1 protein-coding gene is annotated in these 577 nt (G+C 65.0%); it reads right to left on the bottom strand.

What is annotated here, in order from left to right; genetic code table 11:
• Nucleotides 1–577 (bottom strand): RNA polymerase sigma factor region1.1 domain-containing protein (locus D3P13_RS21820; protein ID WP_317124806.1); only part of this gene is annotated, 577 nt, incomplete at both ends.

Raw genomic sequence — 577 nt, forward strand, 5'->3', positions numbered from 1 at the left:
CTCGTCTTCCTCTTCGTCGCCGCTCTCGTCGGCGTCTTCGTCCTCGAAGTCTTCGTCCTCGTCGCCGGCCTGCGCGGCTTCGGCGGCGTCGGCGTTCGGGTCGATCAGGCCGTCGATGTACTCGTCGATCTTGGCCTCATCGTTGGCCACGCGCTCGCCCATGGCGAGGATCTCAGAGATGGTGACCGGGCAGGCCGAGATGGCCATGACCATGTCCTTCAGGCCGGCCTCGATGCGCTTGGCGATCTCGATTTCGCCTTCGCGGGTGAGCAGCTCGACCGTGCCCATCTCGCGCATGTACATGCGCACCGGGTCGGTCGTGCGGCCGAATTCGGAGTCGACCGTGGACAGCGCGGCTTCGGCTTCCTCTTCCGCCTCTTCTTCCGTGGTCACGGAAGGCGCGTTGTCGTTGAGCAGCAGGGTCTCGGCGTCCGGGGCCTGCTCGTACACGGCGATGCCGATGTCGTTGAGCGTGGCGACCAGCGTGTCCATCGACTCTGCGTCGACCATGTCGTCGGGCAGATGGTCGTTGATTTCGGCGTAGGTCAGGTAGCCGCGCGATTTGCCCAGCTTGATC

The sequence above is a fragment of the Aureibaculum luteum genome (assembly GCF_003449015.1).
GTDB lineage: Bacteria > Bacteroidota > Bacteroidia > Flavobacteriales > Flavobacteriaceae > Aureibaculum > Aureibaculum luteum.